We start from the raw sequence: 21,980 nt of genomic DNA, 5'->3' as shown, positions 1-21,980 counted from the left end.
CGCACACGAGCCGGAACCCTCCTCCTCGCCCTCATGGCCCTGCTGGCCTCGTCGTTGACCGTGCTCACGGCGCCCAAGGCACACGCGGCCGAGACGCTGCTCTCCCAGGGCCGCACCGCCACCGCCTCCTCCGTCGAGGGCGACGGCGACGCCTACCCCGCCTCGGCCGCCGTCGACGGCGATCTCACCGGCACCCGCTGGGCCAGCAAATGGAGCGACCCGCAGTGGATCCGGGTCGACCTGGGCGAGCGCAGAAGCCTCAGCCGCGTGGTCCTGACCTGGGAGGCGGCCTACGGCAAGGCCTACGAGATCCAGGGCTCCGACAACGGCGACGACTGGCGCACCCTGGCCTCCGTGACCGACGGGAACGGCGGCACCGACGAACTGGCCGTCTCCGGCTCGGCCCGCTACGTCCGCATGTACGGCACCGCCCGCCCCGGCGGCTACGGCTACTCCCTGTGGGAGTTCCAGGTCTACGGCGAGGCCGGCGACGACGACCCGCTGCCCGGCGGCGGCGCCGTCGCGGTCACCGGCACGCAGGGCAACTGGCAGCTGACCGTGGACGGCCGCCCCTACACCGTCAAGGGCCTCACCTGGGGTCCCGCCGTCGCGGACGCCGGGCGCTACCTGCCGGACGTGAAGTCCATGGGCGCCAACACGATCCGCACCTGGGGCACCGACGGCTCCACCAAACCGCTGCTCGACGCGGCCGCCGCCCACGGCATCCGCGTCATCAACGGCTTCTGGCTGCAGCCGGGCGGCGGTCCCGGCAGCGGCGGCTGCGTCAACTACGTGACGGACGACGCCTACAAGAGCAGCATGCTCACCGAGTTCGCCAGGTGGGTCGAGGAGTACAAGAGCCACCCGGCGACGCTGCTGTGGAACGTCGGGAACGAGTCCGTGCTCGGCCTGCAGAACTGCTACAGCGGCGAGGAACTGGAGCGCCAGCGCAACGGGTACACCACCTTCGTCAACGACGTCGCCAAGCGCATCCACACCATCGACCCCGACCACCCGGTCACCTCGACCGACGCCTGGACCGGCGCCTGGCCGTACTACAAGCGCAACGCCCCCGACCTCGACCTGTACGCGGTCAACGCCTACGGCGACATCTGCGGTGTGCGCGAGGACTGGCAGGAGGGCGGCTACTCCAAGCCGTACATCATCACCGAGGGCGGTCCGGCCGGTGAGTGGGAGGTGCCGGACGACGCCAACGGCGTTCCCGACGAGCCGACCGACGTGCAGAAGCGCGACGGGTACACCCGGGCGTGGAACTGCGTCACCGGGCACCAGGGCGTCTCGCTGGGCGCCACGCTCTTCCACTACGGCGTCGAGCACGACTTCGGCGGCGTCTGGTTCAACCTGCTTCCCGACGGTCTGAAGCGGCTGTCCTACTACGCCGTGAAGCAGGCGTACGCGGGCTCCACCTCGGGCGACAACACCCCGCCGGTCATCACGGACATGTCGGTGTCGCCCGCCTCCGCGGCGCCCGCGGGGCAGGAGTTCACCGTCCGCGCCGACATCCGCGACCCCGACAACGACACCCTCACCCACAAGATCTTCCTGAGCGGCAACTACGCGAGCGGTGACAAGCGGCTCGTGGAGGCGAAGTGGCGGTCCACCGGCAACGGCACCTTCGCCGTCACCGCGCCGGAGAAGCTGGGCGTCTGGAAGGTCTACATCCAGTCCGAGGACGGGCACGGCAACGCCGGGATCGAGACCAGGTCGGTCAAGGTCGTCCCGCCGCCGGTGGCCGGCACCAACCTCGCGCTGAACAAGCCGGTCACGGCCTCCTCGTACCAGAAGGAGTACGGCGACTGCCCGTGCACGCCCGCCAAGGCCGTCGACGGTGACACGGGCACGCGCTGGGCCAGCGACTGGAGCGACCCGCAGTGGATCTCCGTCGACCTGGGCGCGGCCACCACGGTCGGCAAGGTCCAGCTGGTCTGGGACCCCGCCTACGCCAAGTCGTACGAGGTGCAGGTGTCCGACAACGGCAGTGACTGGCGCACCGTGCACGCCACGACGAGCGGCAACGGCGACGTCGACAGCATCGAGTTCGCCGCGACCACAGCCCGTCATGTGCGGCTGCATCTGACCGAGCGCGGCACCGGCTGGGGCTACTCCCTGTTCGAGTTCGGCATCTACCGCTGACCACCCGAGAATCCCGAGGAGTTGTCATGAGACGACGAACCAAACCGCTGCCCGCGGTGCTGGTCGCGACCGCGCTGATCGCCGCTCTGTTCGGCGTGGGGTCGACTGCCCTGGCCTCCGGGCCCGGTTCGGGCACCGACGCGGCCCCGGCCGCCGCGCACGCGGGACACGCCATGGCGGCCTCCGCCGAGGCGTCCGGCGACGATCCGGACGGTGACGGGTACATCCCGGCGAACCCGCCGGTCACCGGCGTCACCCCGTCCGACAAGGAGCCCGCGCCCGCCTACTTCCACGAGTTCCAGGCGAACTGCGAGGTCACCCACACCGCGGCCGACGACCCGATCGTCTACCCGGACCAGCCCGGCCGTTCCCACGACCACACCTTCATGGGCAACCGGTCGACGGACGCGAGCAGCACCACCGACTCCCTGTTCGGCGGCGCCACCACCTGTCTGGCGCCGGGCGACGCGTCGGCGTACTGGATGCCGTCGCTGTTCGACGGCGACCGGAAGGTGCTGCCGGTCGGGCCGCAGGTCATCTACTACAAGTCCGGCGTGACCGACTACACGAGTGTGCGGCCCTTCCCCAAGGGGCTGCGGTTCGTGGTCGGTTCTCCGATGCAGAGTGCCGAGGAGTTCCGCAACCACCCGGGCTGGGTGGAGGGCTGGGAATGCGGCGACAGCTACATGAACGTCGACTTCCCGCAGCACTGTCCGCAGAACACACAGCTGAACATCCGGATGCAGGCGCCGAGTTGCTGGGACGGGCGGTACCTGGACACGCCCGACCACCAGAGCCACATGGCCTATCCGGTGGTCAAGCCCGGTACGAACAACGACATCTGCCCGGCCAGCCATCCGGTGGCCCTGCCGATGATCGAGTTCAAGATGGCGTTCCCGGTGGACGGTGACATGTCGCAGGTGCGGCTGGCCAGCGGGCGCGGCTACTCGTTCCACTACGACTTCTTCAACGCCTGGCACGAGCCGACCCTGGCCGCGCTGGTCGAGCACTGTGTCGTGGGTGGGCTCCAGTGCAACGCGCGGGGTTACGACGAGACGCACCCCGAGCGGGGCGCGGCGCTGGGACCGGACTACCGGCTGCCGTGACCTGAACCGACCTGATCCGACTTCCCCGACCGCCCGGTCCGTTGCGCGCATCCAGCCCCGCCGCGCGACGGACCGGGCACCGCTTTTCACGCCGAGTCGCGGACCACCAGCTCCGGTTCGAAGATGACGGATGTGGGTTCGGTACGGGCGCCCTCCACGTGTTCCTGGAGGAGCTGCGCCATCTTGCCCGCCATGTCCTCCATGGGCTGGCGGACGGTGGTGAGCGCCGGGCGGCAGGAGAGGGCGGCACTGGAGTCGTCGAAGCCGACCACGGCCACGTCGTCCGGGATACGACGTCCGGCCTCCCGCAGTACCTCGCAGGCGGCCTGTGCCATCAGGTCGTTGGCCACGAACACTCCGTCGATGTGCGGGTGTTCGGCCAGCAGGCGGGTCATGGCGGCGGCGCCGCTGTCGTAGGTGAAGCCGCCTTCGGCGATCGGGATGTACGGGTGTCCGCGCCGGGCGAGCGCGTCCCGGAACCCGGCGAGCCGGTCCTGTCCGGCGGGTACGTCCAGCGGACCGGTGACGGTCGCCAGGCGCCTGCAGCCGCGGGCGAGGAGGTGCTCGGCGGCGAGGCGGCCACCGTCGGCGTGGGCCAGGTCGACGTAGCTGACCGGGACGGGGCGTGCGGGGCGGGCGAAGAGCACGCAGTGCAGATTCGCGTCGGCGAGCTGTTCCGGCAGCGGGTCCTCGGCGTGGGTGGAGACGACGAGGGCCCCGTCGGCGCTGCCCTGCCGTAGGTACGCGACGACTTCGGCTCGGGTGGCCTCGGAGTCGGCGAACATCAGCACCGGGTGCATGGAGCGCGGGCGCAGGAAGTCGATGACTCCTCCGGCGACCCGGCCGAAGAAGGGGTCGGCCAGCATGCGGGCGGCGAACGAGCCCTGCTCGCCCTCGGGTTCGTCCCCGGCGCCGGAGACGACCAGGGCGATGGTCTCTGCGCGGCGGGTGACGAGGGAGCGTGCGGCCCTGTTGGGTGCGTAGCCGGTCCGCGCGACCGCTTCCAGGACCACGCTCTGGATGGCGGGATCTACGTTCCGCACGCCGTTGATGACGCGGGAGACGGTCGCACGGGAGACTCCGGCCTCCCGTGCCACGTCCTCCAGGGTTGGCAGGCGCCTGATCATGCCCGCACCATACCTGGCGGTCGGGGGTCTGGGGGAGCGCTCTCCCGGGTTCGGTGTGTGGCGGCCCCCGCCGCCCCGTCACCTGGGGCTTCACCCCCAGACCCCCATATCGGCCCTGGACGGGCCTCGTCCTCAAACGCCGGACGGGCCGAGCGGGCTCAGGCCGAGGGGCGCTCGGCGTGGTAGCGCTGGGCGAGCCTGGCCAGGGCCACCGCGGCGAGCAGGAGGCCGAAGTCGCGCAGAGCGATGTCGTAGTAGTCGGGGATGGTCAGCAGGTTGACGATGATCCCGGCCAGCCACCCGGCGACCAGCCAGCCACCGAAGCGCGGGGCGACGGCGACGACGAGGCCCGCGACGATCTCGATGACACCGACGGCGTACATGGCCTGCTGGGCACTGCCGGGGACCACGTCGTTGATCCAGGGGGCGAGGTAGCCGGGCCAGTCGACGAGGAGGTTGGCGAACTTGTCCAGCCCGAACAGGATCGGCGCCACGGTGAATCCGACGCGGAGGATGACGAAGGCCTGGTAGCCGGGGTCGGTGAGCGCGACCCGCCGAGGGGCGGCGGTGGGGACCGAGGTTGGGGTTGCGGACGACATGGCGCGCCTTCCTTCTATAGGCAACTCTCATTAGCTATAGAACCCCCGCGGCTCTCTTTAGTCAATGGCAGTGGGTTTTACACTGGGGTTCGTGGACCGCCCGAAGGAAGTTCCCCGCCCCGAGGTCTCCGCCGTCGCCGCGCTCGACGAGCCGAACCGCCGCAGGCTCTACGACCACGTCGTACGGCAGACGAGGCCCGTCAGCCGCGACGAGGCCGCCGAAGCGGTCGGGCTCCCGCGCAAGACCGCGGCGTTCCACCTCGACAAGCTGGCCGAGGAGTCACTGCTGGATGTCGTCTACGAGCGCCGCAGCGGCCGCACGGGCCCCGGCGCGGGCCGCCCCGCCAAGCTCTACCGGCGCTCCGCCCGGCAGATCAGCGTCACTCTCCCGGAGCGGCACTACGAACTCGCCGGACGGCTGCTCGCGCAGGCCCTGGAGGAGTCCGAGACGACCGGCGAACCGGTGCGCGAGGTCCTCCACCGCAAGGCCCACGACCTGGGCACCCGGATCCCCGCGACGGACGGCGCGGACGTGTACGCGGTCCTCGAATCCCACGGCTTCGAACCCCGCCACGACGGCACCGCGATCGTCCTCGGCAACTGCCCCTTCCACGCCCTCGCCCGCGAACACACCGACACGGTGTGCGGCATGAACCTCCACCTGCTGCGAGGTGTCCTGGAAGGCCTCGACGAGACCGGCCTCGCGGCCCGCCTGGCGCCCACGCCGGGCCACTGCTGCGTCCGCCTGGAGCCGGCCACCGCGCCGGGGACGCCGTGACGTCGGCGGCGGAGTCGCACTGGGACCCGCTGTGGGCCGGGGGCCGCCGGTACCGCCGTATGACCGACACCGAGAGCGCGCTGCTGGCGGAACACCTGGGCCCGGGGCACGGCAGGCCCGCGCTCGACATCGGCTGCGGCGACGGCGAACTCGCCCGCCACCTCCACCATGTCCTCGGCTACCGCACCACCGGCATCGACTGCTCCCCCAGCGCGCTCGCCCTCGCCGCCGACGAGGACACCGGTCCCCGCCCCGGACCCACCTGGCAGCGCCTCGACTTCGCCGCCGACGACCTGAGTCAACTCCCCGACGAGGCCTACGCGGTGGTCACGTGCCGGCTCGTCTACCGGTGGATGGACGACAAGCCGGCCTTCCTCGACCGCGTCCGGAGCGTTCTCGCGCCCGGCGGCACCTTCTGGGTCGTCGCCGAAGTCGTCGGCCGTCGCCCGGAGTCCGACCCGCGCGCGTATCTCGCGATCACCGAGGCCGAGGCCGAACTGCTCGTCTCCGGCTGGTCAGTTGTCCGCACCGCCGATCTCGACGTACTGCGCTGCTTCGCCCTGCGTCCCTGATTGCGGCGGGCGAGGAACCGCGGCCGTCCCTGGGTATGTCCTTGCTCGCGGTGGAAGTTCCGCGCCGCGCAAGCACCTGCGACAGAGGGGGTCGTCATGGGGCAGTTACGCGAAGGGGCACGGTGGGGAGTCTGGGCCGTGGGCGGGATCGTCGGGCTCGCCGTCCTGTATGTGATCGGGGTGTTCGCCTTCGGGAGCGCGGGGTGGATCACCGCGCCGTTCCGCGGTGCGGCGGAGAAACGGGAGAACACCGTCGGCTCGGGCGAGTTCCGGCAGACCACGTACGAGGAGTTCTTCGCCCTGTGCGAGGCCGTGCAGAACGCCGAGGGCACGATCGAGGCGCTCAAGGAGGAGCGCGAGACCGCGTCGACGGCCCGAGCGGCGCAGATCGACCAGTCCGTCACCGCGCTGAAGGTCACCCGGATCGAGTCGGTCAACGACTACAACGCCAAGGCGGCCCAGGAACACCGCGCGCCCTTCCGAGACCGGGACCTGCCGTACCGGCTGGACGCCGACGCCGAGCACACGACCTGCGCCAACTGACTCCCCCACCCCACTCCGTGAGGAAGGCAGCTCCGCATGATCCGCATGAAACGACTCGCCCGCACGGTCCCGGCCCTGGTCCTCGCACTCGTCGCGGGCCTGACCCTGTCGTCCTGCACCGACGACTCCAGCCAGGACAAGGAGAACAAGGCCAAACAGCAGAACTACGACCACCTGGTGGCGCAGCAGCCGGCAGGCCGGATGGAGTACTCACCGACCCGGGAGGCGATCAACCAGTGGATCAAGACGTGGGGACAGCGGGGCAAGCTGTCCTACGTCTACATCCAGAACGCCCGTGGGGAGTACGGGTACTTCGTCATGAAGGGCCTGCCGGTGGCGCGCTGCAAGATGCTGACGCCGACGGAGCGGGTGGAGTCCTCCTCCCACGGCGTCGCGGTCGTCGCGCAGCCCGGCATGGACGGCACGTACTCCGCTGGTTCCATGTGCAACGCCTACTACGGCTTCGACGCCACGACGGGCGCGTACATGGAGTTCACCGTCGGCACGAACCAGTCGTTCTTCCTGTTCGACAAGCCCATGACGATGCCGGAGTACGCGCGGGCCAAACAACTGGGCCCGACCTCGGTCAAGGACGTCGAGAACCCGTCGTGACCGCGGACTTCACCTCCACGGACAGGTCGTTGTCGACCGTGTAGTAGGGGCGTACGCGGGCGTCGCCGACCGCGGCGGCCGGGTAGACGAAGATCTCCTTGCGGTCCGCGATGTCGTCCAGCAGGCGGCCGAGGCGGATGTAGGGGGCGTCGGTGCCGGGGCGGACGCTGACGTCCCAGACCCGGTCCGCGCCCGCGTCGGCCAGTTCCGCCAGGTCCACGGTGAAGGAGAAGCGCTGCCCCGCGTTCTCGGTACCGCTCGTGCGGACCGGGCCGTCGGCGCCCCGCGCGCGTACGCGGACGACGGCGCCCTCGGCGAGCGTCGCTCCGTGCAGCCGCGCCCCGACGGTCATCGTGCGGTCCGTGACGGTGATGGTCTCGATCTCGGCGTGTGCGGTGCGCAGCCAGGTGCGGATCGCGAGGTAGCCGTCCTTGGTGGTGTACGGGACGCGCACGGCCAGCGGCGCGGGCCAGTCCCGGGTGTGTCCGTCGACCAGGGCCCGCTGGTCCCGCATGCCGGGGCGGAGCCGCTCGCGCGGGGCCTCCGGCTCGGGGAGGAGGTAGGCGTCCCAGCGCCCCTCGGGGAGGACCGGTCCGGGATCCAGGACCGCGCTCCGGCCGCCGTCTGCCGCTTCTTCGAGCGGGAGGAGGTGCACGGTCTCCTCAGGCATGCCCTTCTTGGGGCGCAGGCGCAGCAGCAGGCGGGGCTCGGCGGCGTCGAGTGCGGGCAGGCGGAAGGTGATGCGGCCGTCCGCCTCGGTCGTGCAGTGGGCGCGGAGCTGGGTGTTCGGTCCGCCGGTCATCGCTGTCCCCTCCGAAGCGCGCGCAGCGCGGTGCTGGCCGCCGCGTAGGCGGTGTCTCGTGCGGCGAAGCCCTGGCTGATCAGGGTCCGGTGCAGGCCCGCCCGTTGCGGCGCGGCCCGTGTCCCGGCGCTCCTGGCCGCCATCGCCTCGCCGATCAGCCGCTCGGCCTGCTCGACGACGGGGCCCGGGGCGAAGCGCCGCGCGTTCTCGATGGCCGCGCGGCCCATGCGCCGGCGTCGCTCGTCGTCACCGACGAGTTCCAGCAGCGCCGCGCCCATGGCGTCGGCGTCGTCGACGGGCACCAGGCGGCCGTCGACGCCGTCCTTGATGATCTCGCCGGGCCCGTAGGGGCAGTCGGTGCTCACGACGGGCAGTCCGCAGCGCATCGCCTCGACGATGGTCATGCCGAACGGTTCGAAGTTGGAGGCGGCCGCGCCGATCGAGCCCTTGACCCATTCCGCCTCCATGGGGGCGGCGGCGCCCATCAGGAAGACGTTGCCGGACAGACCGAGCCGTTCGATCAGTGCGCGCAGCCGGGGCTGCTCCTCGCCCTTGCCGTAGATCCGCAGCTGCCAGTCCGGGTGGGCGGCGGCCACCCGGGCGAATGCCTCGATGAGCAGGTCGTAACGTTTCACCGGAACCAGCCGGCCGGCCGCGACCACGACCTTCGCCCGGCCGTCCGCGGGCGGCAGCAGCGGGTCCGGGACGCTGTTGGGCAGCGCCTCGACCAGTACCCCGGGCAGCCGCATCTTGCGCCGGTAGGCAGCGGCGTCCGCCTCGGTGACGGTGGTGAGCACGTCGAGGCGGCGGTAGGCCCGGCGCAGCGCGGTGCGCAGGCGCGGCGGGTGGTTGTCCAGGGTGAGGTGCTCCTGGCCGACCCGGACGACATGGCTCGGGGCCTGCAGGGCGAGGTGCACATTGAGCCCGGGGCGGGTGCCGATCACCACGTCGGAGTCGAGGGCCTCCAGACACTCGCCGATCCGCCGGTCGGTCAGCTCGCTGTACTGCTGGTAGCGGTACTCGGCGACCGGGAACACGCGCGCCGGTCTCTGATGCAGCGGGTTGTCCTTCTCCTTGCGCAGATCCACCAGCGGGCGCAGTGACACTCTCGGGTCGAGGGTGAAGTTCGGGTGCTCCCGGTGGCGCAGCACGGAGACGATCTCCACCTCGTGCCGCTCGGCCAGGGCGTGGGCCAGGTTGAAGGTCGTGGTGATCGTGCCTCCGATTCCATAGGCGTTGTGGATGAGGAAAGAGATCTTCATAGCGGACTAGACCTCGTCAACGCCCTTGCCGTTGCCTCTCGTTATCTCTTTGTTCCCCATCCCACAACCCTCCGGGCGGAATCCGCGCGTCCGGTGCCGCCGTGTCGTGGCTGTGTCACGGTCCGGGTACACCTCGACCGGGTTGCTGGTCATGCAACCACTCTGGCCGAAAATGTGTCTCTCAGAGCACCGCCACAGGGGGATGCGATGAGCACATGGGAAGTTCCCGGTTACACCGAGTCCACCGAACTCGGGGCCGGGGCGAGCGGACGGGTCGTGCTGGCCGTCCACGAGGAGACCGGTGTCGCGGTCGCGGTGAAGTACCTCAGCGAGTCACTGCGCACCCGGCCCGGCTTCGTGCACGGCTTCCGCGAGGAGGCACGGCTGCTCGCGGGGCTGGAGAGCCCGTACGTCACCGGTCTGTACGAGTACGTGGAGAGCCCGCAGGGCGCCGCCATCGTGATGGAGCTGGTGGACGGCGTCTCGCTGCGCACGCTGCTGAGCAGGAACGGTCCGCTGGAGCCCGAGGCCGCGCTCGTCATCCTCAAGGGTTCGCTGCTGGGCCTGGCCGACGCCCACGCCGTCGGTGTCGTGCACCGTGACTACAAGCCGGAGAACGTCCTGGTCGTCCCGGACGGGTCGTCCAAGCTGGTGGACTTCGGCATCGCGGTGGACTCCGGCACCAGCGCCGGGGTGGCCGGTACCCCGTCCTACATGGCGCCGGAGCAGTGGTCGGGCGCGCCCGCCTCCCCGGCCGCGGACGTGTACGCGGCCACGGCCACCTTCTTCGAGTGCCTGACGGGGCGCAAGCCGTACTCGGGCGACAACTTCGCGGAACTGGCGTTGCAGCACCTTGAGGCGCCCATCCCCGCCGAGGAGGCGCCCGAGGCGGTACGTGAGCTGGTGCGCCGCGGTCTGGCCAAGGAACCGGAGCGGCGGCCCGCGCAGGCGGCCCAGTTCGTCACCGAGCTGGAGTCGGTCGCCGGGTCCGCCTACGGCCACGACTGGGAGGAGCGCGGCCGGGGCCGTCTGGCCGCCCTGGTGGCGCTGGTGCCCCTGCTGCTGCCGTCGGCGCGGGGCGGCCCGCAGAGCACGACGGACCTCGCCCGCACCGTTCTGCGTCAACCGCCCGCGGAACCGCTGGGCCTGGACCCGGTCCCGGCGCGGTCCTGGGTGCCGGGCCGGCCCGGCATCCTGGTGTCCGTCTCCGCCGTCGTCCTCGGCCTGCTGCTGACCTACGGTGTCCCGTTCGCCTCGGGGAACACAGGCGGCGACTCGGCGCAGGCGGCGGCCACGAGCAGTGCCGGTCCCGGCGCGGACCCGGTGGCGGAGACCACGGCTCCGGGCTCCTCGGCCGACCCGTCCGCCTCGCCCTCGGCGTCGGCGAGCCCGTCGGAGTCGGCGAGCGAGTCGCCCTCGGCCACGGAGTCGGCCGACGACACGGACCCGACCGCGGACACCGACCCCCCGGCCGGGGGCGGCACGACCACGACGCCTCCCGGGGACACGGACCCCACTCCGACGACCACCGCTCCCACCGAGCCCGGGGCACCCGCCGTGAAGAGCGTGACGGTGTCGGGATTCAGCCAGACCGGTGGCACCACCGCGACCGCGACCCTGAACATCACGACGGACGGGCCCGGCCCGGTCTCGGTGACCGTCTCCTGGTACTCGGGCAATGTCAGCGGCCAGCTCGGCGGCATCGACGGCGCGCCGCAGACCTACACCCGCAGTGGCGCCACCTCGTACTCGATCACCGTGGACCACTCGTTCCAGACACTGGGCTGCTACTGGTCGGTGTACGCCACGACCGACCCGGCCGCGGCCGGGGGCGCCGCCACCCAGCAGCTCCTGACCAAACGGTGTGACATCCGGTGAGCGCCGAGAACGACCGCACGAAGCACCTGTCCGGCAGCGGTGGACCGGCGCCGGTCCCCACTCCTTCCGACGATCCCGACTACAGCGCCACCGTGCTGGCCAGCCACTGGTTCCAGCAGCCGGCCGGCAACGAGACGCTCGTCGACGACACCGCCTCGCACCCGTCGCCCGCACCCGACCGGGTCGACGGCACGGTGATGCGGTTCGGGCCGGGTGTGACCGCCGTGCTGGCGCACCGCACGCACGGGACGCTCGCCCCGGTTCCGGCACCCGCGCCGCCGCGCCGCCGTCGGGCGTGGCGCAGGCACGTGCTGCCCGCTGTGGTGCTGATCTGTGTGCTCGCCTTCCTCGCCTGGCAGCGGATCGGGCCGCCGGTCGAGGTCGAGTCGGTGAAGGTCACGGCACAGCCAGGGGCGCTCGGGTGCGGTGAGACGGCCGACATCGTCGGCGTGGTCCGCACCAACGGCCGCCCCGGCACACTCACCTACCGCTGGACCAGGAGCGACGGCACCTCCTCGGAGGTCCTGCGGGAGGTGATGGTGCGCGGCCAGAAGGAGGCGCGCCTGCACCTGAAGTGGACCTTCCAGGGCGAGGGCAACCGGGCGGCACGGGCCGAACTGCGGCTGCTGACACCGACCGAGCGGACCGTGTCCGCCCGGTTCACCTACGACTGTTCGTGACGGACAGCCCGGCGTACGCCGCCCCCGGGGGGCGTCAGGGTGTGATCGCCGACTCGGCCGCAGCCTTGATCCGGGCACCGAAGCCGGGCGCGTCCTTGCGGGCCGCGACCAGCGCGAGGCCGACCAGGAGCTTGCCGAGCCCGTGGCCTTCGAGCACGTTGAAGATGCGGACCCGGGTCCTGCCGTCGGGCAGGGCCTCCAGATCGTAGCCGCCCTCGTCGGCCGTGACGCTGTTCTTGGACACTTCGGCCCACCGCAGCCGGGTCGGTGCCTGGAACTCGGTGATGCGGAACTCACGGGCCGTCTTCATCCCGGCGTCCTTGACGGTGCTGCGGAAGACCGTCCCCACGGCGGTGGGCGCGTCGGGCACCCGCTCGATGCGCTGGACGCGGGGGCTGAACTGGGGATCGTTGCGGCCGTCGGCGAGATAGCCGAAGACGGCGTCGATGGGCCGGTCGATGTCCACGGTCGCTTCGAACTGTCCAGCCATGAGCGCTCCTAGGTCGGCGTGAGCCCGGTAGCCGGTGCCGCAGCGGCAATCTACGGGACCGCTGCTGCCCGCGCCATCGGGCACCGCGCGGTCAGGGGCGTACGTCGACGTAGTCGCCCGCGGCCTTCGCCGGGCCCGTGGTGGCGGTGCCCTTGAAGTTCCAGCGCCAGTAGCCGTCCTTCACCGCCTTGACCTTGGCGCGCAGGGTGCCGGTACTGCTGGTCGTGGCGGTGGTGACCGTGGTGTAGGTGCTGCTGTTCTTGGGGCGGAACTGCAGTTGCACGGTGCGGCCCACATAGCCCGCGTACCGGTAGGTGTCCCAGTTGGCCCGTGAGAGCTTTCCGGTGACGGTGATCCTGGCGCCCTTGGCGACCGGTTCCGGTGCCGCGTTCACCGTGAGCCGTGCCGCCCGCTTGAGGCTGAACGACCCGATGTCGCGGGCGAAGACGGTGGCGCCGTCCCGGGTGTCGACCAGCGCGTCGACCGACCACTTTCCGGCGTGGGCGTTGGCCAGGTCCACGGGGTCGTCGCTGCCCGGGCGTTCATGGGCGTTGACGGTGAAGACGGTCGTGCAGGCCGTCGCCGTCTCGCAGAACGCGTCGGTGGTGTAGAAGCCGCCGTGCGGCCCCTTGAGGTCCACGTCGACGAAGTCCAGGCCGGAGTCGTCCGCGCCGGTCACAGTGACCGGGAAGACGACGTCGTGGGTGATGCCCACGACGACGTCCCGTCCCGCGTTGACGGTGGCGCCCTCGATCACCGGGTCGGTGGGCGTGGCGGCGGCCGAGGTGCCGGCCGCGGCCATCGCCACGGCGACGGCTCCGACGAGTGCCGTGCGGGCGGGCAGTGTGGTGCGGTGTCTCATGGTTCCCCCCAGGGAGAGCGGGCCCCGCCCGCAACCGCCCTGCGGGCGAGGGCAGTTGGCGAGCGGGTGCGGGATGCGTCGTATCCCGTACGACTCCCGGACCGGCCCGAACGTTGTGCGGCCGGGGCGATGGGATCCGCGGCGCCCCTCGCGGTGTTGCCCTTGGCCGTGTCGCCCCTCGCGGTGTCGGCATTCGCGGTGTCGGCATGCGTCGTGTCGGCCTTCGCGGTGCTGGCCATCGCGGTGCTGGCGGGAATCCGTTGAAGACTGGCACCGGCGCCACTGGGAGGGCGGGCGGGCGGCTCGTAGCGTCGGCTGCGTTCCCGGCGCGGGCCGGGGTCCCACCGTGAGGCGGCCGGTGCAGCCGCTGTTGGGGGAGTCATTCATGTGGAGGGGAGCCATTCATGCATGCCCAGATCGTCCTGTTCGACGGCTTCGATCCGCTCGACGTCATCGCTCCTTTCGAGGTGCTGCACGCCGGCGGAACGGCCTCGGGGGCGGTGAGCGTGGAACTGGTGTCCGCCGAGGGGCCGCGCGAGGTGGTCAGCGGCACCGGTGGGCTGGCACTGCGCGCCACCGCCGCCCTCGATCCGGCGCGGGCGGATCTGGTCGTGGTGCCCGGCGCCTCCGGCCGGGTCGGGGAGGCCGGGGATGTGCCGGACCACGAGGTGGGGGCCGGGGAGCCTACGCAGGACGATCCCATCCCCGTGCTGCTGGGCCGCACGCTCACCACCGAACTGCCCGTGCTGCTCAAGGCGGCGATGGGGAATCCGCAGGTGACGGTCGCCGCCGTGTGCGGTGGCTCGCTCGTCCTGGCCATGGCCGGTCTGCTGGAGGGCCGCCACGCCGTCACCCATCACCTGGGGCTCGACCTGCTCGACGCCACCGGCGTCCACGTCGTCAACGCCCGTGTCGTCGACGACGGCGACCTGATCACCTCGGGCGGGGTGACCTCCGGACTCGACCTCGGGCTGTACCTCCTGGAACGCGAGGTGGGCCCGCGCATCGCGCACGCCGTCGAGGAACTCTTCGCCCACGAGCGGCGCGGCACCGTCTGGCGGGCCGAGGGCCCGGTTCCCGTCGGCTTCTGACACCCCGGCACCCCGGCACCCACGCACCTGAGCAAGGAGACAACCGCATGTCCGGCACATCCGTGGAAGGCATCTGGGATCTGGCGATCGCCACCCCCATCGGCAGGATCAAGGCGGTGGTGGAACTACGGCGGGAGAACGGCCTGCTGACCGGTACCGCCCGAGGTGCGGGAGAGGAGGTACCCCTCAGTGAGCTCACGCACGACGGTGCCCGTCTCTCCTGGAAGCAGGCCGTCACCAAGCCGATGCGGCTCAACCTGGCCTTCGACATGACCATCCACGAGAACACCCTCACCGGGCACTCCCGAGCCGGGCGCCTGCCCGCCTCGAAGGTGACCGGACAGCGCCGCGATCGGCCGATGACCGCTTAGCTGGCCACAGCCGAGTACAGGGCGCTTGTCGCAGTGTCACAAGCCTGTTCTCAAACTGATCTCGATCGGTGTGAGCAGGCGGAATCCGGGCTTTGGTGAGGCACGATCACCGCAACACTCCAACTGCCCGGGGGACAACTCATGGCTATCTCCGCTCGTTCGCGCCGCACCACCGCCGTACTGGCCGCTCTCTCGCTCGGCATGCTGGCGCTGACCGCCTGCAACGGCGACGGCGACACGGACGCCGCTCCGAGCACGGCGACGACCCCGTCCGCCACGGCTCCGGACAAGGGTTCCGACGCCCCCTCCTCGGCCGCCCCCAGCGACGGCGGCAGCACGGGAGGCGGCTCGGACAGCGGTGGCGGCGCCACGGCGTCCGCGGACCCCGCCGCCGACGACCAGGACGGCGGCGTGGGCATGTGCGAGACGACCGACCTGAGCTACACCGTCACGGTCGCGTCCAGCCCGGTGAACCACGCCCTGCTGACCGCGGTGAACAAGCAGAGCGACCCCTGTCTGCTGCCGGTGAACGAGCTGTCGCTCACGATCCCGGGGCTCGACGGAGCCTTCCAGCACATGGGTCCCGAGAACGAGGACCGGATCCTGAAGGCCGGGGAGAAGGCGTACGCGGGGATCATGTTCTCGCGCGCCGACACCCCGGGCGGCAAGAGCGCCGACAAGGTGGAGATCGCGCTCACGGCCGCCGAGACGCCCGCGACGGTGACGATCGCCGGAGGCCCGGTCACCGTCAACGACAGCGAGGTGACCAGCTTCTTCACCACCGCGGAGGACGCGCTGACCTACTGAGCCGGTCCGTTCGGAACGATCGTTGGAAGACGCGTTCAGCACGATCCGTTCAGAACTTCCCCGTGTGCTCCGCGGTGCGGTGTCCCAGCCGCCGGCCGAACTCCGCACGGAACGTCTCCGACAGGGGCGGCCAGTTCCAGAAGTCGAAGGCGAGGGCGCCCACCGCGAACCCGGAGTCCCACTCCCACTCCGTGACCGGCGCCGACGCACCGCACGCGGAGCAGGGGGTGCTCCCCTGCCCCGTCGCCTTCCAGGCGGCGATGCCGTCCTCGAACGGCTGCCAGACCTCGGGGTCGGGCCGGAACTCCTCGGGGTAGTTGATGATCACGGTCCTGGTCCCGCAGCGGGGGCAGACGGCGTACTCCGCCTCGTCCTCCCCCTGGCCGCCGACGTGGTGGTTCCGCCCGACGACCACCGCGACCGGCCCGGGCAGCCAGGTCGGGTCCGACGCGTCGGCCACGGCCCGCGCCCAGTCGGGGCCCGGGAGATAGCCCTCGTCGGCGTGGGGACTGTAGACGAGGACGCTCGACAGTTCGCGCGTGATCAGGCCCTCGGCGACCATCCAGTCGACCATCCGCTCGGCGAGCGCCCCGGCCTCCTCACCGCTCACCTCGACATCGACGATCCGCTCGAAATGGACGCCCATGCGGGCTCCCCCCTTGACTCACTCCGACGTGCCATCGCCCCGCACCATGCCATCGGCGGGCCTGCCGGAGCACGTTCACCCAGGTGCCCGGCCGCCCCAGTTCTACGCCGGCCCGGACCGGCCGAGTGGAGGGGACATCGAGGCGCTACTCCGTTTGCCCTCGGGAATCAAGCAGGGCAAGTACTGGGGGTGACCCCGGACACGCAGGAGGTAGATCCGGCACTGTTCGCGGAGTTCGTTCGAAGAGGAGCGCCCAGCTCGTTCACTTATGCAATGTCGGACGGTACACGAGCTCCTGCGTACGGCCGTCCAGCGGGCGGCTCTCCAGCAGTTCCAGGTCGAAGTCCTCCGCTCCCCGGAAGATCGGGTCCAGCCCGTTGCGGCCGGTGATCACCGGGAAAACCGTCACCTGCACGCGGTCCACGAGCCCGGCCGCCATCAGGGCGCGGTTCATCGACAGACTGCCGTGCGAGCGCAGCGGGACGGGCGACTCCTCCTTCATGCGGGCGACGATCTCGACGGCGTCGCCCTTGGCGATGGTGGCGTCCGGCCAGTTCAGGTGGCCTTCCAGGGTGGACGACACCACGGTCGCGGGCATGTTGATCATGCGGGTGACCCAGGGGTCACGGACGGCTTCCTCGGTGCCCTCGGCCAGGATCTGCGTGAACGCGCGGTACGTGTTGGCCCCGAAGACCATCCGCTGCTCCTCGCGGTACAGACCGAGCCGGTGTTCCAGCAGTTCGGGGCCCTGCTTGCCCCAGTAGCCGGTCCAGTCGCCGCCGGCGGCGCCGAAGCCGTCGAGGCTGCTGAAGACGTCGAAGGTGTAGGTGGCGGTCATGATGCTCCTCGGGAGCGGCGTTTTGTCTGTCAGTAGGCAGACTGCCCGGTCCCGCGGAACTCATCGCCGAGAAGCGCCGGGCCTCACGACGACTCCCGCACCACCAGTTCCGTCGGCAGTGTCGCCCGTCGGCGTTCCGCGTCGTGCAGCGTGATGTCGGTCAGGATGCGGGCCATCGTGCGGCCGACTTCTTCCACCGGCTGGCGCACGGTCGTCAGGGGCGGGTTGGTGTGGCGGGCGAGGATGGAGTCCTCGAATCCGACCACGGCGACGTCCTCGGGCACCCGCAGGTCGCGGCGGTGGAGTTCGGCCAGGGCGCCGACCGCCATCAGGTCGGAGGCGGCGAAAACGGCGTCCAGGTCCGGGATGCGTTCGAGAAGCGAACGCATGGCGCGGCCGCCGCTCTCCTCCGTGAAGTCACCTTCCTCGACGAGAAGTTCGCTCGGTTCGAGCCCGGCCTCCTGGTGCGCGGCGCGCCAGCCGGCGAGGCGGCTGCGGGCGACGTCCATGTCCAGCGGCCCGGTGATCGTGGCGATCTTCGTCCGCCCGCGGCCCAGCAGGTGCCGTACGGCCTGGGTGGCTCCCCCGGCGTTGTCGGACTCCACGTAGCTCAGCTGCTCGTCCTCGCCGCGGCGGCCGGCCAGCACGGTGGGCAGGCCCATTTCCTCCAGCAGGCCGGGCAGCCGGTCGTCGGCGTGGACGGAGACCAGCAGGACTCCGTCGACCCTGCGGGTGGCCACGGACTCGGTCAGCTGGTCGCGTTCTGCCTGGTCACGGACGAGACAGAGCTGGAGCTGGGTGCGGCTCTCGGCGAGGGCCGCGCTCACCCCGCGGATCAGTGCGGCGAAGAACGGCTCCGAGCCGAGACGGCTCTCCGACTCCGGGATGACCAGGGCGACGGAGTTGGTGCGGCTGGTCACCAGACCCCGCGCGACGGAGTTGGGGACGTAGTTCAGTTCCTTGATCGCCGCGAGGACCCGGGCGCGGGCCTCGGCGCTGACCAGTTCGGAGCCGTTGACGACCCGGGACACCGTCGTCCGGCCGACGCCGGCGCGGGCGGCGACCGTCTTGATGGTGGGACGGCGGTTCCCTGCCATGGGCTCCCCTCCTCGGCGGACGCGGCAGCACTGCCGCTTGTGTGACCGGCGACGATTCTTGCAGACGGCGGCTGCGCGGAGCAGGCCGTGTGCCTGTGAAAGTGCACATCGGCCGGTGGGTTCGGTGGTCATTTGCGTTCAAGTCATTGACATAACCGGCCGACGGCGCGAGTCTCTCTGCGTCGGTGGGCACGTTCCCACCCGTCATTGGGAACGTACCCACCCCTTTTTTCAGAGCCGCTGTAGGCATCGCAGACCTCATCGCTCCGATGTGTCAGCGCCGCCGCTAGGAGGAAGATCCATGGGCAGTCCCGGTTCGATGCGCACGAAGGCGGTGGCGGCGGCCGCGACCGCTGCCGCGCTCACGCTCGTCGTCGGATGCAGCAGCAACGACTCGGTCACCGGTGGTGGCAAGAAGGACGGCAAGGTCGTCATCACCATGGGCATGTTCGGGGTGATGGGCTTCGAGGAGTCGGGGCTCCTGGAGCAGTACGAGAAGGAGAACCCGAACGTCGACATCAAGGCCGAGATAGCCGGTGACGAGCAGACCTACTACACCGCGCTGCAGACGCATCTCGCCGCCGGGAACGGCCTGAAGGACATCCAGGGCATCGAGATCGGCCGGGCCAAGGAGATCACCGAGACCCAGGCCGACAAGTTCGCCGACTTCTCCAAGCTGTCGGGCACCGACCACTTCCTGCCGTGGAAGCAGTCCCAGATCACCACCAAGGACGGCAAGGTCCTCGGGCTCGGCACCGACTCCGGCCCGATGGCGGTCTGTTACCGCAAGGACTACTTCGAGAAGGCCGGGCTGCCCACGGACCGCGAGGAGGTCTCGAAGCTGTGGGAGGGCGACTGGCAGAAGTACGTCGAGGTCGGACGCACCTTCAAGAAGGACTTCAAGGGTGACGACGTCGCCTACATGGACTCCGCCAGCGGCCTGTACAACGCCATGGTCTACGGCTCCTCCGAGCAGTACTACGACGAGCAGGGCGAGCTGATCTACGACAAGAACCCGGTCGTCAAGGACGCCTGGAACCTGTCCGCCGACGCCGCCGAGGAGGGGCTGAGCGCCAAGCTGCGCCAGTTCCAGCCCGGTTGGGACCCCGGTCTGGCCAACGGCACCTTCGCCACAGCCACCTGCCCGGCGTGGATGCTGAGCCACATCAGCGAGAAGGCCGGCGAGAAGAACAAGGGCAAGTGGGACGTCGCCCGCGCCCCGAAGGGCGCCAACTGGGGCGGATCCTTCCTGGGCGTGGTGGAGGCCAGCCCGGTGAAGGAGGAGGCCCAGAAGCTGGTCGCCTGGCTGACCGCCCCGGAGCAGCAGGCGTACATCTTCAAGAAGCTCGGCAACTTCCCGTCCTCCGAGACCGCGCTGGGCCGCGAGGACGTCAAGACCATCACCTCCGACTACTTCAGCGGAGCGCCGCTGGGCCAGATCTTCGGCGCCGCCGCCCAGGACATCCCGGACAAGCAGGTCCTCGGCCGCAAGGACGGCACGATCAAGGACACCTTCTCCCAGGGTCTGGCACTGGTCGAGCAGGGCACCGCACGCGACAAGGCGTGGAAGACCACCACTGAGCGCATCGAGAAGGCCGTCGGCTGATCCGCCGGTCCTCCGGACACCCGGGCCCGCCGCTCGTGGGCGGGCCCGGGCCCGGCTGCCACACCCGCTCTCAGGAAGGAAGTCCGGTGGCCACCTCCACCACCAACGCCCTGGCCGGCGAAGGACGTCCGAGCCCGGCCAAGTCGGGGGCCGACGGCCCCGAGCCGCGGCGGCGCGGCGCGCTGCTGCACCGGCTGGACGTCAAGGGCGCGCCGTACGCGTTCATCGCGCCGTTCTTCGTCGTGTTCGCGGCGTTCAGTTTCTACCCGCTGATCTACACCTCGTGGATCTCCCTGCACCACGTCGAACTGGCCACGCTCAACTCGATGGAGTGGCTGGCCTTCGACAACTACGTGAACCTCTGGGGCGATTCACGGTTCTGGAACGCGCTGCAGAACACCATCACCATCGGCGTCATCTCCACGGTGCCGCAGCTGCTGATGGCGCTCGGCCTGGCGCACCTGCTCAACTACAAGATGCGCGCCTCGCTGTTCTTCCGCGTGGCCTCGCTGGTCCCCTACGCCACCTCGGTCGGCGCCGCCGCGCTGGTGTTCACGATGCTCTTCGAGCGTGACTTCGGCATGATCAACTGGGGGCTCGGTCTGGTCGGCATCGACCCGCTGGACTGGGAGTTCGACAAGTGGCCGGCCCAGGTCGCGATCTCCACCATCGTCATCTGGCGCTGGACCGGCTACAACGCGCTGCTGTACCTGGCCGCGATGCAGGCCATCCCCGCCGAGCGGTACGAGGCCGCCTCCCTCGACGGTGCCTCGCGGTGGAAGCAGTTCACCCATGTCACCGTGCCCGGGATCCGTTCCACGATCGTCTTCACGATCGTGCTGTCGACGATCGGTGCCACCCAGCTCTTCGGTGAGCCGCTGATCTTCGGCCAGGGCCCGAACGGGATCACCGGCGGCGCGGACAACCAGTACCAGACGCTGGGTCTGCTGCTGTACGAGGAGGGCTGGAAGAACTACCAGATGGGCCGCGCGGCCTCCGTCGCCTGGGCCATGTTCCTGCTGCTCGTGCTCGTCTTCGTGGTGCAGCGCCTGATCGCGCGGCTGCGTAACCGTACGTCCTGACCTGGAGCCGTGATGACCACTGAAAGCCTCGCGGTCCGGACGGACACACCGGTCCGGCCCGCTGCCGAGACATCCTCGCGCGGTGGCCGACGGCTGCTGCGCCAGAAGGCCGGCCGCCAGCACCACGCGGGCCCGCTCGCCTACGTCCTGCTCGCCGTCATGGCGCTGCTGTCGATCTTCCCGCTGTACTGGACGATGGTGGCGGCCTCCACCGACAACACCCGGGTCAGCCAGACCCCGCCGCCGTTCCTGCCCGGCCCGAACCTGTTCAGCAACCTCGCCCGCGCCTGGGACGAGGCGGCGATGGGCAAGGCCATGATCAACAGCTTCATCGTGGCCGGGGTGATCGCCCTGTCCACGGTGTTCTTCGCGACGCTGGCGGGCTTCGCCTTCGCCAAGCTGCGGTTCACGGGCCGCAACGCCCTGCTGATGCTGGTGATCGGCACCATGCTGGTGCCGCCGCAGCTGGGTGTCGTCCCGCTGTTCATGATGATGTCGGAGCTGGGCTGGTCGCAGCAGCTGCCCGCCGTCATCTTCCCGACGCTGGTGAGCGCGGTCGGTGTGTTCTTCATGCGCCAGTACCTGACCGAGGCGCTGCCCGACGAACTCGTCGAGGCCGGACGCGTCGACGGTGCGCACTCGCTGCGCATCTTCTGGAGCATCGTCCTGCCGATCGCCCGGCCCGCGATGGCCGTCCTGTTCATGATCACGTTCGTGCACGCGTGGAACGACTTCTTCTGGCCGTTCGTGGTGCTCGACATGACCAACCCGACGGTCCCGGTCGCGCTGACCCAGCTCAGCGCCGGTTACGTCCGCGACCAGTCGCTGATCATGGCGGGCGCGCTGCTGGGCACGCTGCCGCTGCTGGCGATGTTCATCGTCTTCGGCCGGCAGATCGTCAGCGGCATCATGGCGGGCGCCGTCAAGGGCTGAGCCGCTTCCCCCTCCCCCGGACGCCGTGGCGTCCCCTCCCCACT

Annotated in this window: 23 protein-coding genes; 14 read left to right on the top strand and 9 right to left on the bottom strand. The window is 70.6% G+C overall.

Annotation, left to right across the window (positions count from 1 at the left end; all coding sequences use genetic code 11):
- Positions 1 to 33: 33 nt before the first annotated feature.
- Positions 34 to 2,154: a discoidin domain-containing protein gene (locus tag GA0115233_RS23450; RefSeq protein ID WP_093722276.1), complete on the top strand. Its 2,121-nt coding sequence runs from the start codon at positions 34 to 36 to the stop codon at positions 2,152 to 2,154.
- A 26-nt stretch (positions 2,155 to 2,180) separates the two neighbouring features.
- Positions 2,181 to 3,260, top strand: a complete 1,080-nt coding sequence (locus GA0115233_RS23445; protein ID WP_093722248.1) for a DUF1996 domain-containing protein — start codon at positions 2,181 to 2,183, stop codon at positions 3,258 to 3,260.
- Between the two features lie 86 nt (positions 3,261 to 3,346).
- Here the strand turns inward: GA0115233_RS23445 and GA0115233_RS23440 are convergent, their stop codons facing one another.
- Positions 3,347 to 4,387 (bottom strand): LacI family DNA-binding transcriptional regulator, encoded by a 1,041-nt coding sequence (locus GA0115233_RS23440; protein WP_093722247.1) that lies wholly within the window; start codon positions 4,385 to 4,387, stop codon positions 3,347 to 3,349.
- 158 nt (positions 4,388 to 4,545) lie between these two features.
- Positions 4,546 to 4,986 (bottom strand): hypothetical protein, encoded by a 441-nt coding sequence (locus tag GA0115233_RS23435; protein WP_093722246.1) that lies wholly within the window; start codon positions 4,984 to 4,986, stop codon positions 4,546 to 4,548.
- Positions 4,987 to 5,050: 64 nt separating this feature from the next.
- On the opposite strand from GA0115233_RS23435, the gene GA0115233_RS23430 reads away from it, so the two are divergent.
- From GA0115233_RS23430 to GA0115233_RS23415, 4 genes are all read left to right on the top strand, one after another.
- A complete protein-coding gene (locus GA0115233_RS23430; RefSeq protein WP_093722245.1) occupies positions 5,051 to 5,764 on the top strand; it encodes a helix-turn-helix transcriptional regulator in 714 nt (237 codons plus the stop codon).
- Complete coding sequence (locus GA0115233_RS23425) at positions 5,761 to 6,336, top strand: class I SAM-dependent methyltransferase (RefSeq protein WP_255310316.1); 576 nt, start codon at positions 5,761 to 5,763, stop codon at positions 6,334 to 6,336. Before GA0115233_RS23430 ends, GA0115233_RS23425 begins: the two co-directional genes overlap by 4 nt.
- Positions 6,337 to 6,474: 138 nt before the next feature.
- The gene (locus tag GA0115233_RS23420; protein ID WP_369691379.1) at positions 6,475 to 6,879 is read left to right on the top strand and encodes a hypothetical protein; all 405 of its coding nucleotides are present in this window, start codon (positions 6,475 to 6,477) and stop codon (positions 6,877 to 6,879) included.
- 45 nt (positions 6,880 to 6,924) lie between these two features.
- Positions 6,925 to 7,491: a hypothetical protein gene (locus GA0115233_RS23415; RefSeq protein WP_093722274.1), complete on the top strand. Its 567-nt coding sequence runs from the start codon at positions 6,925 to 6,927 to the stop codon at positions 7,489 to 7,491.
- On the opposite strand, the gene GA0115233_RS23410 is transcribed toward GA0115233_RS23415, so the two are convergent.
- Entirely contained in the window at positions 7,466 to 8,293 is an 828-nt protein-coding gene (locus tag GA0115233_RS23410) for a transferase (protein ID WP_093722243.1), read from the bottom strand. The genes GA0115233_RS23415 and GA0115233_RS23410 overlap by 26 nt on opposite strands.
- On the bottom strand, positions 8,290 to 9,555 hold the full coding sequence (locus GA0115233_RS23405) for a glycosyltransferase family 4 protein (RefSeq protein WP_093722242.1): 1,266 nt from the start codon (positions 9,553 to 9,555) through the stop codon (positions 8,290 to 8,292). Before GA0115233_RS23405 ends, GA0115233_RS23410 begins: the two co-directional genes overlap by 4 nt.
- A gap of 207 nt (positions 9,556 to 9,762) precedes the next feature.
- Here GA0115233_RS23405 and GA0115233_RS23400 point away from each other — a divergent pair, with 207 nt between their 5' ends.
- Together GA0115233_RS23400 and GA0115233_RS23395 are read left to right on the top strand one after the other, a co-directional pair.
- The gene (locus tag GA0115233_RS23400; RefSeq protein ID WP_093722241.1) at positions 9,763 to 11,433 is read left to right on the top strand and encodes a serine/threonine-protein kinase; all 1,671 of its coding nucleotides are present in this window, start codon (positions 9,763 to 9,765) and stop codon (positions 11,431 to 11,433) included.
- Positions 11,430 to 12,113, top strand: coding sequence for a hypothetical protein (locus GA0115233_RS23395; RefSeq protein WP_255310315.1), 684 nt, complete (start codon positions 11,430 to 11,432; stop codon positions 12,111 to 12,113). Before GA0115233_RS23400 ends, GA0115233_RS23395 begins: the two co-directional genes overlap by 4 nt.
- Positions 12,114 to 12,147: 34 nt before the next feature.
- On the opposite strand, the gene GA0115233_RS23390 is transcribed toward GA0115233_RS23395, so the two are convergent.
- Both GA0115233_RS23390 and GA0115233_RS23385 read right to left on the bottom strand, forming a co-directional pair.
- Positions 12,148 to 12,603 carry an SRPBCC family protein gene (locus GA0115233_RS23390; RefSeq protein ID WP_093722240.1) on the bottom strand — a complete coding sequence of 152 codons (456 nt, stop codon included), beginning with the start codon at positions 12,601 to 12,603 and terminating at the stop codon, positions 12,148 to 12,150.
- Positions 12,604 to 12,694: 91 nt separating this feature from the next.
- On the bottom strand, positions 12,695 to 13,465 hold the full coding sequence (locus tag GA0115233_RS23385) for a hypothetical protein (protein WP_093722239.1): 771 nt from the start codon (positions 13,463 to 13,465) through the stop codon (positions 12,695 to 12,697).
- A 404-nt stretch (positions 13,466 to 13,869) separates the two neighbouring features.
- Between GA0115233_RS23385 and GA0115233_RS23380 the strand changes: the two genes are divergently transcribed.
- The 3 genes from GA0115233_RS23380 (at position 13,870) to GA0115233_RS23370 (ending at position 15,734) form a co-directional block, all read left to right on the top strand.
- A complete protein-coding gene (locus GA0115233_RS23380; protein WP_093722238.1) occupies positions 13,870 to 14,556 on the top strand; it encodes a DJ-1/PfpI family protein in 687 nt (228 codons plus the stop codon).
- 47 nt (positions 14,557 to 14,603) lie between these two features.
- The gene (locus tag GA0115233_RS23375; RefSeq protein WP_093722237.1) at positions 14,604 to 14,927 is read left to right on the top strand and encodes a hypothetical protein; all 324 of its coding nucleotides are present in this window, start codon (positions 14,604 to 14,606) and stop codon (positions 14,925 to 14,927) included.
- 141 nt (positions 14,928 to 15,068) lie between these two features.
- On the top strand, positions 15,069 to 15,734 hold the full coding sequence (locus GA0115233_RS23370) for a DUF4232 domain-containing protein (protein WP_093722236.1): 666 nt from the start codon (positions 15,069 to 15,071) through the stop codon (positions 15,732 to 15,734).
- A gap of 49 nt (positions 15,735 to 15,783) precedes the next feature.
- Here the strand turns inward: GA0115233_RS23370 and GA0115233_RS23365 are convergent, their stop codons facing one another.
- From GA0115233_RS23365 to GA0115233_RS23355, 3 genes are all read right to left on the bottom strand, one after another.
- Positions 15,784 to 16,380, bottom strand: coding sequence for a hypothetical protein (locus tag GA0115233_RS23365; RefSeq protein ID WP_093722235.1), 597 nt, complete (start codon positions 16,378 to 16,380; stop codon positions 15,784 to 15,786).
- A 262-nt stretch (positions 16,381 to 16,642) separates the two neighbouring features.
- Positions 16,643 to 17,218, bottom strand: a complete 576-nt coding sequence (locus GA0115233_RS23360; RefSeq protein ID WP_093722234.1) for a dihydrofolate reductase family protein — start codon at positions 17,216 to 17,218, stop codon at positions 16,643 to 16,645.
- Positions 17,219 to 17,301: 83 nt separating this feature from the next.
- A complete protein-coding gene (locus GA0115233_RS23355) occupies positions 17,302 to 18,315 on the bottom strand; it encodes a LacI family DNA-binding transcriptional regulator (protein WP_093722233.1) in 1,014 nt (337 codons plus the stop codon).
- A gap of 301 nt (positions 18,316 to 18,616) precedes the next feature.
- Between GA0115233_RS23355 and GA0115233_RS23350 the strand changes: the two genes are divergently transcribed.
- The 3 genes from GA0115233_RS23350 to GA0115233_RS23340 all read left to right on the top strand — a co-directional run bounded on the left by GA0115233_RS23350 (position 18,617) and on the right by GA0115233_RS23340 (position 21,936).
- On the top strand, positions 18,617 to 19,921 hold the full coding sequence (locus tag GA0115233_RS23350; RefSeq protein ID WP_093722232.1) for an ABC transporter substrate-binding protein: 1,305 nt from the start codon (positions 18,617 to 18,619) through the stop codon (positions 19,919 to 19,921).
- Positions 19,922 to 20,007: 86 nt separating this feature from the next.
- Positions 20,008 to 21,003 (top strand): carbohydrate ABC transporter permease, encoded by a 996-nt coding sequence (locus GA0115233_RS23345; protein WP_093722231.1) that lies wholly within the window; start codon positions 20,008 to 20,010, stop codon positions 21,001 to 21,003.
- 12 nt (positions 21,004 to 21,015) lie between these two features.
- Complete coding sequence (locus GA0115233_RS23340; protein WP_093722230.1) at positions 21,016 to 21,936, top strand: carbohydrate ABC transporter permease; 921 nt, start codon at positions 21,016 to 21,018, stop codon at positions 21,934 to 21,936.
- Positions 21,937 to 21,980 lie beyond the last annotated feature (44 nt).

This window comes from Streptomyces sp. DI166 (assembly GCF_900091315.1).
Lineage (GTDB): Bacteria > Actinomycetota > Actinomycetes > Streptomycetales > Streptomycetaceae > Streptomyces > Streptomyces fuscus.
This window is presented reverse-complemented; position numbering and strand designations above follow the sequence as displayed.

Excerpts from the sequence above, each read along its gene's own strand:
- GA0115233_RS23400 (WP_093722241.1), top strand. The coding sequence starts at position 9,763 with ATGAGCACATGGGAAGTTCCCGGTTACACCGAGTCCACCGAACTCGGG.
- GA0115233_RS23410 (WP_093722243.1), bottom strand. The coding sequence starts at position 8,293 with ATGACCGGCGGACCGAACACCCAGCTCCGCGCCCACTGCACGACCGAG.
- GA0115233_RS23370 (WP_093722236.1), top strand. The coding sequence starts at position 15,069 with ATGGCTATCTCCGCTCGTTCGCGCCGCACCACCGCCGTACTGGCCGCT.
- GA0115233_RS23415 (WP_093722274.1), top strand. The coding sequence starts at position 6,925 with ATGAAACGACTCGCCCGCACGGTCCCGGCCCTGGTCCTCGCACTCGTC.
- GA0115233_RS23435 (WP_093722246.1), bottom strand. The coding sequence starts at position 4,986 with ATGTCGTCCGCAACCCCAACCTCGGTCCCCACCGCCGCCCCTCGGCGG.
- GA0115233_RS23450 (WP_093722276.1), top strand. The coding sequence starts at position 34 with ATGGCCCTGCTGGCCTCGTCGTTGACCGTGCTCACGGCGCCCAAGGCA.
- GA0115233_RS23445 (WP_093722248.1), top strand. The coding sequence starts at position 2,181 with ATGAGACGACGAACCAAACCGCTGCCCGCGGTGCTGGTCGCGACCGCG.
- GA0115233_RS23385 (WP_093722239.1), bottom strand. The coding sequence starts at position 13,465 with ATGAGACACCGCACCACACTGCCCGCCCGCACGGCACTCGTCGGAGCC.
- GA0115233_RS23350 (WP_093722232.1), top strand. The coding sequence starts at position 18,617 with ATGGGCAGTCCCGGTTCGATGCGCACGAAGGCGGTGGCGGCGGCCGCG.
- GA0115233_RS23405 (WP_093722242.1), bottom strand. The coding sequence starts at position 9,555 with ATGAAGATCTCTTTCCTCATCCACAACGCCTATGGAATCGGAGGCACG.
- GA0115233_RS23390 (WP_093722240.1), bottom strand. The coding sequence starts at position 12,603 with ATGGCTGGACAGTTCGAAGCGACCGTGGACATCGACCGGCCCATCGAC.
- GA0115233_RS23355 (WP_093722233.1), bottom strand. The coding sequence starts at position 18,315 with ATGGCAGGGAACCGCCGTCCCACCATCAAGACGGTCGCCGCCCGCGCC.
- GA0115233_RS23360 (WP_093722234.1), bottom strand. The coding sequence starts at position 17,218 with ATGACCGCCACCTACACCTTCGACGTCTTCAGCAGCCTCGACGGCTTC.
- GA0115233_RS23440 (WP_093722247.1), bottom strand. The coding sequence starts at position 4,387 with ATGATCAGGCGCCTGCCAACCCTGGAGGACGTGGCACGGGAGGCCGGA.
- GA0115233_RS23430 (WP_093722245.1), top strand. The coding sequence starts at position 5,051 with ATGGCAGTGGGTTTTACACTGGGGTTCGTGGACCGCCCGAAGGAAGTT.
- GA0115233_RS23380 (WP_093722238.1), top strand. The coding sequence starts at position 13,870 with ATGCATGCCCAGATCGTCCTGTTCGACGGCTTCGATCCGCTCGACGTC.
- GA0115233_RS23375 (WP_093722237.1), top strand. The coding sequence starts at position 14,604 with ATGTCCGGCACATCCGTGGAAGGCATCTGGGATCTGGCGATCGCCACC.
- GA0115233_RS23340 (WP_093722230.1), top strand. The coding sequence starts at position 21,016 with ATGACCACTGAAAGCCTCGCGGTCCGGACGGACACACCGGTCCGGCCC.
- GA0115233_RS23365 (WP_093722235.1), bottom strand. The coding sequence starts at position 16,380 with ATGGGCGTCCATTTCGAGCGGATCGTCGATGTCGAGGTGAGCGGTGAG.